Origin of the sequence: Bacillus sp. NH11B, from assembly GCF_001884205.1 — a bacterium.
Lineage (GTDB): Bacteria > Bacillota > Bacilli > Bacillales > Bacillaceae_G > Bacillus_A > Bacillus_A proteolyticus.
The window spans coordinates 1-9278 of record NZ_MAOG01000096.1; the positions used below are offsets into that span (position 1 = coordinate 1).

At 32.6% G+C, this 9278-nt stretch carries 10 protein-coding genes and 1 pseudogene; 3 read left to right on the forward strand and 8 right to left on the reverse strand.

Going from position 1 to position 9278, the window contains the following annotated elements:
* The coding region (locus tag BAU27_RS14330; protein ID WP_139254649.1) for an RNA-guided endonuclease TnpB family protein at nt 1-485 on the forward strand (485 nt) is incomplete at its 5' end.
* A gap of 194 nt (nt 486-679) precedes the next feature.
* Here the strand turns inward: BAU27_RS14330 and BAU27_RS14335 are convergent.
* Both BAU27_RS14335 and BAU27_RS14340 read right to left on the reverse strand, forming a co-directional pair.
* Entirely contained in the window at nt 680-871 is a 192-nt protein-coding gene (locus BAU27_RS14335) for a hypothetical protein (RefSeq protein ID WP_000887514.1), read from the reverse strand.
* Between the two features lie 258 nt (nt 872-1129).
* The gene (locus BAU27_RS14340; protein ID WP_071771210.1) at nt 1130-1570 is read right to left on the reverse strand and encodes a hypothetical protein; all 441 of its coding nucleotides are present in this window, start codon (nt 1568-1570) and stop codon (nt 1130-1132) included.
* A gap of 300 nt (nt 1571-1870) precedes the next feature.
* Here BAU27_RS14340 and BAU27_RS14345 point away from each other — a divergent pair, with 300 nt between their 5' ends.
* Nucleotides 1871-2845, forward strand: a complete 975-nt coding sequence (locus tag BAU27_RS14345) for a hypothetical protein (protein WP_071771211.1) — start codon at nt 1871-1873, stop codon at nt 2843-2845.
* Nucleotides 2846-2860: 15 nt separating this feature from the next.
* Nucleotides 2861-3316: a DUF6630 family protein gene (locus BAU27_RS14350; RefSeq protein ID WP_071771212.1), complete on the forward strand. Its 456-nt coding sequence runs from the start codon at nt 2861-2863 to the stop codon at nt 3314-3316.
* Nucleotides 3317-3595: 279 nt separating this feature from the next.
* On the opposite strand, the gene BAU27_RS14355 is transcribed toward BAU27_RS14350, so the two are convergent.
* The 6 genes and pseudogenes from BAU27_RS14355 to BAU27_RS32345 form a co-directional block, all read right to left on the reverse strand.
* Nucleotides 3596-4102: a hypothetical protein gene (locus tag BAU27_RS14355; RefSeq protein WP_071771213.1), complete on the reverse strand. Its 507-nt coding sequence runs from the start codon at nt 4100-4102 to the stop codon at nt 3596-3598.
* Between the two features lie 388 nt (nt 4103-4490).
* Nucleotides 4491-5660, reverse strand: coding sequence for a serine hydrolase domain-containing protein (locus BAU27_RS14360; RefSeq protein WP_071771216.1), 1170 nt, complete (start codon nt 5658-5660; stop codon nt 4491-4493).
* 648 nt (nt 5661-6308) lie between these two features.
* The gene (locus BAU27_RS14365) at nt 6309-6704 is read right to left on the reverse strand and encodes a hypothetical protein (RefSeq protein ID WP_071744255.1); all 396 of its coding nucleotides are present in this window, start codon (nt 6702-6704) and stop codon (nt 6309-6311) included.
* Between the two features lie 543 nt (nt 6705-7247).
* Nucleotides 7248-7442, reverse strand: a complete 195-nt coding sequence (locus BAU27_RS14370) for a hypothetical protein (protein ID WP_233152566.1) — start codon at nt 7440-7442, stop codon at nt 7248-7250.
* A gap of 299 nt (nt 7443-7741) precedes the next feature.
* Complete coding sequence (locus tag BAU27_RS14375; protein ID WP_071771215.1) at nt 7742-8746, reverse strand: VanZ family protein; 1005 nt, start codon at nt 8744-8746, stop codon at nt 7742-7744.
* Between the two features lie 168 nt (nt 8747-8914).
* Nucleotides 8915-9061: pseudogene (locus BAU27_RS32345) on the reverse strand (YxeA family protein); the annotation flags it as partial.
* Nucleotides 9062-9278 lie beyond the last annotated feature (217 nt).

The following is a 9278-nucleotide window of genomic DNA, read 5'->3' on the forward strand; positions in this document are numbered from 1 at the left end:
AAGCACAGCGTATCCTTTCTAGAAGAACAAAAGGTTCTTCGAACTGGAATAAACAACGTGTGAAAGTTGCACGAATCCATGAACATATTGCAAATGCAAGAGCTGATTACTTACATAAACTTTCTACTGAAATCATCAAAAGCCACGATGTTATCGGTATGGAAGACTTACAAGTCCATAATATGCTCAAAAATAGAAAGCTTGCAAAAGCGATTGGTGAAGTATCTTGGTCCCAATTTCGAACGATGTTGGAATATAAAGCAAAATGGTATGGTAAAAAAGTTGTTATGGCATCCAAAACATTTGCTTCTAGTCAATTATGCTCCAATTGTGAATACAAAAACAAAGACGTTAAAAATCTAACCATTCGTGAGTGGGATTGCCCTTCTTGTGGCGCACATCACGATAGAGATCGAAACGCAGCGCTCAATCTTAAAAACGAAGCAATTCGTCTCTTAACCGTAGGAACTACGGGGATAGCCTAATGAATTAGAAACCGTTAGGTTTCTGTACTTAGGAATCTCCCACTTCAAACAGTCCGCGAGGATGTTAAGTGGTGAGTAGTTCAATAATCAGAGAATCATATAGTAAGGTTAATATGTGTAATTTTAATCAACCATTTTTATTTTTGTTATTAAGTTTGACAAGCAAATAGTGAAGATTAGCTCCCTGTTCAGTATTATTTACATTTACTACATAAAATTTCGTTTGCTATCTTAGCTAATACTTTATCTAATTGTCCAACAGGCATATTTTTGTCTTCGGATAATACTAGAGAAACTGCAAATCGTTCACCACGTTCAATTGTTTTACCACATTGTGAACATACTAAATTTACATCTTTAAAATGATTTATTAATGTATCTAACATATTATTTATTCCTCCTGCTTAATTGTTTATTATAAAAATATATAAAAATATACAAATATGGTTATTTTCATTATACAAAATTAAAAAGAAAAGATGGAGTAAAATTCCAATTCACACCATCTTTAACAACAACTTTTTTCAAAACGTCGCGAATTTATTATAAACATCGTGACTTTATTTCAAACCAACAGTTCCTTATCATACAAAGCACCGGGTAAAAGATATCCTAAATTATGTCTAACTGTACTCAATTTCTTTTTAATCATGTACTTGCATAGAAAGATAATAAATTCCCTTATGGGTTACGAAGACATATTCTTCATAACTACAAGCATAATAGGCTCCTATATCTAATTTTACCCAATAAACTGCTCCAATCCCTTGTTCAAATGTATTCAATAACTGTTCAATTATAAACTCCTTCGGTGTTAATCCTTTCAAATCATATCCACTGGGTATTGTTCCGAACCAATACTCTTCACTGTCAGGGAATTCACAAGAAAGGAAATCCTGCTGCCATTCATTCAACTGTATAAGTTCTATTGTGTCGTCACTAGTAGCTTTTATATCCTTTTTTATAAGCTCACATATATCTTCTTTTGTATCTTCTGATAAAAGATATAGTCTATAATCATTACCTACGCCATCATATTCATTAACCTTAGCAAAATCACTTAATATTCTATTAATCTTTTCCATGTCTAAGCTCCTTCATCAATAATTAGGAAATAGTTCCAACATTATTATAGCAAGGTGCTACACGCTTCCCTATGGATATGTTTTATATTTGGCGGTACGCCTTATTTACAATGTTTTGAATGTAAATAAATGGGTATTGGTTTACATTCGATTTTTTAAGGTAAAAGGCTGAATAATTAAGAAAAGTGCATTTAATAAGTTACTATAATTTACATTTGAGTTAAAATAAGAGTGGTTGAAACTGGGGTCTCACTTATGTTTAGAAACAGAAATTAGAAAACATACAAATGGGAGGATACAATGATGAACCAAAAAAAGTTAGAAATGGCTTTTAAAAGATATAGCAAAAATTTTGTAGATGGAATCAAGTTTGAAGATGTTAAAGATAAATATAATGTTAGTAGAAGAGAGATTGAGAAAATCATTGAGCAAAATGAAACAGAGAAAGATCACATACTATTAATAAATCTAAGAAAAATTTTCTCCTATCACTTGTCACTATGGAAAAACGATGTATTGATCAGCGGTGGAAACAATGTAGAAGGATTAAAGAACATGCAAAAAGTCTTATTTTACCAGTGCATGGGACAGGATCTCTATACAATCAGGTATCCAAGGATGATCTTGGGATATTCGTTTAGAGAAGTCGTCCTCACATTAGTTCATTTTGCAATGTATGGATGGGAGAAAGAAGAAAATATATTATATGATTTTATGGCTCATCACTTCGGTGGACATTTAATAAAGGCCAATGAAGAGGATAGACATATTTGGTTTTTGTTAGAACTGTACTTGCAGTATAAAAATAAAACCATCATGGGAACGAATGAAAAATTGCATCTAGCCGTGATAAATAAGTTTAAGGAAGCTGAACTGCGATGCGACTTAATCCCTGAAGACCTGAACATTTATGATGAAGTGCTGGGACGTTGGTCGACTGGTGATTTAGAAGAAATAGAACATCTAATTTCGATCATGTCTCAGTATCATTCTGCATTAGCTTCTGAAATCGGACAGCTAGGTGAATTTGGCGATTTCAGATACGGATTTTATCCTTTTGAAATCTTATTCTTGATCCATGTAAGAAAACAACTAGGATTGCCAGTACCTACTCAATTCGATAATTTTCTAATGAATACTCCAGAAGCGAAAATGGTATTTGGAGAACGTGAGCCATACCCTGAGTGGGACCCCGTGCTTCAGATGATTGATCAATTTTATCGTAAAAACTACCCGGAATATATTCCTAACAAGCATGGAGAATTATTTCAATAAAAGGAGGAAGCTAATATGCCTAATCAAGGGATAGCGCAGATTATATTTCCTGATAGCAAGGATTTGGAAACGTTTTTGAAGGAACAAGGAAGTTATGACTTACATGAAGACCTATTAAAATATGGATTGACGACGAAACAGTTTTTATACGTTGACTATAAAGGTGAGCAATACCAAGAAATTGTCAATTTTATTCTTGATTACGAATTTGCCCACCAAATTGAATTAGCAACACAAGAAGAACTCGAGAAATTAGAAGCATTTAATTATGAATTTTTACCTGAAAAGATTAAGGAGGCCAACAAAATACTGTCACCAAAGGGGTATGGACTATTTACATATCCAAACTCGGGCGACTTCTTCGCACTATTCATTGTAAAAATAGAGACTATAACAAAATTGCTGCAAGAAGAAGTGCTGCTTGATGATAGAATCCCTTTTCAAGAAAGGTGTATCAAGTATTATAGATAGACCGGTTCTGGTGCAAAAGCCTCAAGGCAATTGCAATTTGGGGTATCGCCACATGCCCGTCAACTTAAGAGTTTTATAACACCCCAAAACAAAAAAATTGTACATTTTCACATGAAGATGTCAATTTTCTCGTTTTGAAGGTATTTGTATTTCTTAACTTGATAGTGATGTGGTGGGTCCTCTAAATCAGCATCTCCAAAACAAAGGGACGTGCAGAATTAAAAAGAACAGACTTTTCTTTTTTGAAAAGTCTGTTCAAAAATAAATAAATTCAAGTAATTACCATCCAAGCCAAACAGTGCCTTGGTGCCATGAACCATCTGTATTTACTAGAGTTACAACATAGTTTCCTGCTTTCATAGGACCAAAGTAATTATAAACATAATCACCACCACTCATTGGCCCTCCTGTTACATTATGGGTTACGCTGTTTCCTGATGATAAACTTTTTACTACAACTTTAAAATTAAAATTTTTATTATTTTGAATAGCTACTCCAATAGTTCCGTTGTCTGCTACAGATACAGTTTTTTTCACTTGAATTGATGTGGAAAAATTATAACTACCGGAATATCCCCAATCAAATGCTGCAGCTGCTTTTTCTCCAATAAGATTATTTTTATCAGAAAGATTTGGTACAAATGGTCTTTCGACTTCATTTGTATTTTCAACTATACTTTCAATTCTATCTGAAATAGGTTTTACTGTATCAGCTGATGCTGCACCAATCCCCCCAGTTAATGCAATACCTGTTGCTAATGCTCCGACTACTAATTTCTTGAACATAAAAAATCCCCCTTTAATAGTTTTGTAACTCATACCTCAAATGTATCATTTTTTACAAAAAAGAAAATATTTAGAATTTATAGAAATATTAGTTTCATTATTAAAAATATTCAGTCTTAAATTTATCAAAGTTTGCACTCATAAATTACTGTAAAATATTAAAATTTCCGTTTTTGGGATACTTGAAATTACTAGCTGGATAGCAATGGGGTACCGCCACATGCCCATCAAGCTAAGATTTTAAGACACCCCACATCCATCAACTTAAGAAGAATAAACGCCACCAAAACAAAAAAACCCAAAAATTTTTCTTGAAAATAAGTTGGGCCTTTGAACCAGAAAAGTATATTTTTAACTATGAAGACTACGATAAATTTTTCCTTTTTTCCTACTTGCTAAATTCAGCAAGTAAAATATTTTTAAAAGGATTAGGACTGTCAGTTCTACCCAAACTATTCCAATTGACGACCAACGTATGCTTGCCTCCAAGTTTACCTCCAACAAGAGTAGTAAAGCCTAGAATGCCACCTGTGTGTCCCCATATCGAGACACCGCTTGGAAGTTTAGTTTCATAGATTCCAAGACCATATCCATCGATTCCTTCTTTTCCTGTAGGAACTGTAGTAAGCATTTGTTTTAGTTGCTGTTCTTTCAGTAATTTGCCACCGAGCAAGTAAGAGAAGAATTTGTTTAAGTCGTCAGCAGTAGAAATCATATCTCCAGCAGAGCTACCTGCACTTGGGTTATAATAAGTAACGTCTTTTAGCTCACTTGCTCCGTCTGGTTGGACATATCCACGGGCATGGTTAGTGCCTGGAATAACACTTGAGTTGCCTGGTAGGAATGTATTCGACAATTCAAGTGGTTCAATAATCCGATTTTCAATCTCTTCCGCATAGCTGTTTCTGGTTACTTTTTCAATAAGAATGCCCAGTAATACGTATCCTGTGTTTGAATAAGACCAGCCATCTCCTGGGGCAAAGTCTGGAGGCAGAGAAACCCCCATCTTCACTAACTCTTCAGCCGTATACGATTTTTTTGTATCCGTAAAATCAGCGTCTTTTGACCTTGAGTATTCAGCGATACCACTTGTATGGTTCAATATCTGCCGGATAGTAATCTTGTTACCATCATATCCATTTCCTTGAATGACACCAGGCAACCAGTTTTCGATGTAGTCGTCTAGATTCAGGCGATTCTCTCCAGCTAATTGAAGTACAACTGTTGCGGTGAACGTCTTCGTCACACTCCCAATGCGAAAGCGAAAATCTGTTTTCATTGGTTTCTTAGTTCTCAGATCCGCTATTCCAGCGGCATACCCCCACGTTTTTCCACCCTCAGAAGTTTTAGCAAGTATCCCCGGGTATCCAAGTTGCAATGTATCCCGCATTGCCTGCTTGACGGAAGCGCGATCTCGTTGAGTATTTGTTTGTAACGAACTAGATACATTTTGAGTGGGCTCTGCTTTTACAATTGAGATTGGTGTGGTGTATAACAGAGAACTTCCAGCTATTAAAAGGGCCAGACTTACAAATGTAATTTGACTACGTATTTTCATAAGGCATTCCTCTCCTCTATTCATATTGTATAGGTGGCTGTTTACTGTTCCTTACCTCCTAGGCTTAGGGAAAAGGCCCTCACTCATATAGATTAAAGCCCCAGTACAAAGGTATCTATCAATATCAACAATTTGATCCATTTAAATCTCCATCCCTTCTATAACAAAATTATTTAAGGGTATGAAAGCATATTATGTATCCTTAGTTATTGGTAGGATTAACACAACATGAGACATACCCTCAGCCCATATTTTACTTTATTTATCCATAATATGTATTGAGAAAGAATGTAAATTCGAATCCTTTCCGTACCCCAACTATGGATCGTTTTTTTACATATTATAATTAGTTATTTAGAATTTCATAATAAAAAACTGTAAAAAAAATAACGAGTCCCTTAACGAACAGGAAGTGGTTGAAAAATATGTCTATACGCACAATTTTCTTTGTTTGATATGGTGACCCCTTTTTCTTGCTACCGATAATGAAACGTTATGTTAACTTAATAAGAATATTTATTCATAAGCAAAATTAAAAAGAGTAACAATATGTTACTCTCATCAAAAAAATCAAACCAATGTTTTCTAAATTATACTCCAAACACAGTCATTCTAACTCTCGAAATTTCGCTTTCTTAATTAAGTTTGCTATTTTTTTTCTTTAAATCCTTTGTTGATTAAATCCTCTGTTGATCGTATTACTTGTACATCTTTTGGAAGTTCACTTTCATCAATTTCTTTATACGTTATATTTCCATCTTTATCTTTATCTTCAATAATAAATTGTACTTTATCTGTGATAGATGTCTCTTCTTTTTTATCTGTTTCTACACCCTCTGTTGATTGTACTTGTACATCTTTTGGAAGTTCACTTTCGTCAATTTCTTTATACGTTATATTTCCATCTTTATCTTTATCTTGAATAGCATATTGTACTTTATCTTTGATAGATGTTTCTTCTTTTTTATCTGGTACTTCACCTGCTATACCACCAGTTAATAACCCTGTACTTAAAAGTGTTCCTGCTAATAATGTTTTAAACATTTTTTACTACCTCCTTGTTTGAAATTATATTAAACATAAAACAAAAATCTGTAGTTAATATGGATTATATCTAGAGATTATGTGAGTTTTATGATTGGGCTATCCTTTGTTTTTGGGTGTGAGTGCTGGCTTGTCGTGTGGGGCAAACCCCCACATAGCATTGATTCAATATGGAAAAAGAAGAATATCTTGAACGGAAAAATTGGCGGTTCGGCTGGTACAATTGCTAATCCAAGTCGAGCAACCTAAGTCCTCGTTTTTGGTCTGTTCGGCTTGGCGATATACCAACCCCCGCCGAATTTCGGAATGCAAGGAGTAAGGTGGAAGATTTTTTGAGTGGGATTCTCAAAAAATACTCTCCGTTCCTTGTATGGAGAAAAGCCCTTATATAGAGAATGAGAAGAGACATACTTTTAAAAGTGTAAAAAACATTGTTATATCAAGGTTTTTTAGGTTTTTTGTCTGTGTTCAAAATAACACACAAAAAAAACAAATATAAATAAAAAGTCGTAGTTGTCAAATTAAACAACTACGACTTAATTTTTAAAATAACTTATTAGGTAAATCTTTTAATATTGGTATTTTCATAGCTTTATAAAACATAAGTTTTAAAGCTTCATTTACATTATCTTTATCTCCTGCATAAATAATGTGAGGATTTACAAAGATTACAGATGCTCTAGCATTATTACCTTCTACACCAGATTCACCTTTAAATAACAAACCGTTTTGACACAACAAGAGGGTCTTAAAAATAGTGAATCTGATTAACTCCTTATCCTCCCTTCGGCCCGGTACCGTTGACAGACGCTTTAAATTATCTTCTAATAATCACAACATAATTACCCATATTTTTGACTTAAAACGAAATAAGACCTTTTAAAATCCAAAATAAAAGTTCTCAGTGATACTTGGATCCTTTCCTTTTTTTTAAAACTTAACCTTATATAAAAAATCTATGGAAAAGTTCTACAAAAAAAAGTATCCCTACTTTTTAGATATGAATACTCTTTTTTGTATTAGAATAATTTACACTTTTATTTTTTTGCAGCAATATAGTATAAAGCCTCTTGTTTACCATTTATTATTCCTTCAAATTGATATACAGGCTGTTGGAAATCTTTTGTATCTGAATAAGATGATAATGTACATTTTGTAATAGTTATTATATCTCCTTTTTTTAAAGATTCTAGAGGTAAAAATTCTCCACGTTTTAATTTTTGGAATGCTTCTTTTGAAGAAATAATTTCTATATCTTTAATCTTTATTTGTTCTGAAGAATTTTTCTTAAATTTATAAACAGGCATTTTTTTAGAATCTGCATCTAATGATATAGTTGTTTTCATAGTAATATCAGACATATCCATTTTAGTTTCTGGGTTAATAGGTAAATTACCAAATTCTTGCATTTTGTAAGAAATAGTAATTCCCAATGTTAATAAACAAACTATCACTGGTAAAGATATATATTTAACAATTTGTTTAAATGGTACTGATTGTTTATCTAAAAAAACAATCAATAAATTACTTATACAATATCCAAGCATACCTCCTAAGGTGTTATGTAATACATCGGATATATCTATACGTCCAATATCTGTTACAAATTGAATTATTTCAATAAAAAAACTTGTACTAAATACGACTGATAATACTGCCCCTGCTTTTTTAAAGAAATTACTAATTAAGGGTAACAAAAATCCTACTGGAAAAAGTAAAGCAATATTTATAATAATATCTTGAAAAGAAACAAGTGAAAAATTATTCCAAGCAACTCTATATCCACGTAAAATATCAAAATTAATTATCCCTTCAGGCCGAATAATATTTTCACGACCAAATAAAGTTCCAGCTAATACAATAAGGTAATATCCTATCAATAGTGTAATCAAAACAATTTGTTTTTTTTCAAATGAATATTTCCCTTTATATATTCGTTTATACAAAACAAAATAACCTAAATTCAACAAAATAGGAACGAATAAAATTATTATTATACTAATAATACTTAAACTTCCTAATGTAGAATTGATAAAATTCATATAATACCTCCATACAATAACAATATATGTTTGAATTTAATTAAAAAATAAAATATATAAAAATGCAAAGGTATAAAATAACAAATATAATTAACCTGTAGTGCTAGTTGGTTATGAATATTATGTTTTCCTTTACCTTTTCATTGTGACATTTAGCTACGCTCCATGTGGTTGTGCTTCCCCTTTTGTAAGGACATACACATCTCTTTCTTTCACTAACGGATTAAATCTATCTACTATATCTCCTCCTGCATAAGTTAATAATCCACCTCCTACAACAATTAATCCTGAAACTGCAACCAATGCTTTTTTCATCTTTCATTTCCACCTTTCTTTTTCTTATATGATTAAGTGTGATTTTATTCATTTTTTAACGAATTCCCCGAAAGAATTCTCCTTCCTCAAGCGTGTGAAGGGCGTAGCCCAACGGTAGGTGGGAGGTGAATATCGGTTTGGCATCCCAAAAACTTTTGATAAACTAGCTATATGAAGTTCTTTGATAACTTGATATATGAGGTTGCAGGAAGAAAAT

Bases quoted from the DNA above. Each gene is read 5' to 3' on its own strand.
- BAU27_RS14335 (WP_000887514.1), bottom strand. From the start codon at position 871: ATGTTAGATACATTAATAAATCATTTTAAAGATGTAAATTTAGTATGT.
- BAU27_RS14340 (WP_071771210.1), bottom strand. From the start codon at position 1,570: ATGGAAAAGATTAATAGAATATTAAGTGATTTTGCTAAGGTTAATGAA.
- BAU27_RS14345 (WP_071771211.1), top strand. From the start codon at position 1,871: ATGATGAACCAAAAAAAGTTAGAAATGGCTTTTAAAAGATATAGCAAA.
- BAU27_RS14350 (WP_071771212.1), top strand. From the start codon at position 2,861: ATGCCTAATCAAGGGATAGCGCAGATTATATTTCCTGATAGCAAGGAT.
- BAU27_RS14355 (WP_071771213.1), bottom strand. From the start codon at position 4,102: ATGTTCAAGAAATTAGTAGTCGGAGCATTAGCAACAGGTATTGCATTA.
- BAU27_RS14360 (WP_071771216.1), bottom strand. From the start codon at position 5,660: ATGAAAATACGTAGTCAAATTACATTTGTAAGTCTGGCCCTTTTAATA.
- BAU27_RS14365 (WP_071744255.1), bottom strand. From the start codon at position 6,704: ATGTTTAAAACATTATTAGCAGGAACACTTTTAAGTACAGGGTTATTA.
- BAU27_RS14375 (WP_071771215.1), bottom strand. From the start codon at position 8,746: ATGAATTTTATCAATTCTACATTAGGAAGTTTAAGTATTATTAGTATA.